Raw genomic sequence first — 533 nt, forward strand, 5'->3', positions numbered from 1 at the left:
CCGCCATCCACGCTCACGCCATCGGGATAACTAAGCCGCGATGACGTGGCCGTCACATTGTCCCCCCCGGGCCCAGAATTTCCAATCCCCGCGAACGTGTAGATATAATTTCCTGTCATTCCTTGTCCAAAATAGGTTCCCCCGGTTTTCGCAACGATTCGAATACGAAAATTATTAAAATCCGCTATATAGACGTTCCCCTCAGGATCTACGCTTACTCCCTTGGGATTTTTAATTTGAGTTGAAGTCGCGGCCACATTGTCCGCCTGATATCCCGCCGTTCCGTTCCCCGCAATCGTATAGATATAATTCGCCGTCATCGCCTGTCCGAAATAGGTCCCGCCACTTTTTGCGACAAATCGGATCCGATGGTTACTATAATCAGCAATGTAGACGTTCCCAACAGCATCCAGGCTCACGCCATAAGGATAATTTATCTGCGTGGCCGTGGCGGCCACATTGTCCGCCTGATAGCCCCCAATCCCATTCCCCGCGATCGTGTAAATAAAGTTTGCCGTCATCGCCCGTCCGAA

1 protein-coding gene is annotated in these 533 nt (G+C 51.2%); it reads right to left on the bottom strand.

Features of this window, described 5'->3' with window-relative positions:
* Window positions 1–521 (bottom strand): hypothetical protein (locus JNK54_10855; GenBank protein ID MBL8024753.1); only part of this gene is annotated, 521 nt, incomplete at its 3' end.
* Window positions 522–533 lie beyond the last annotated feature (12 nt).

It is taken from the genome of Elusimicrobiota bacterium, from assembly GCA_016788905.1.
Taxonomy (GTDB): domain Bacteria; phylum Elusimicrobiota; class Elusimicrobia; order FEN-1173; family FEN-1173; genus JADKHR01.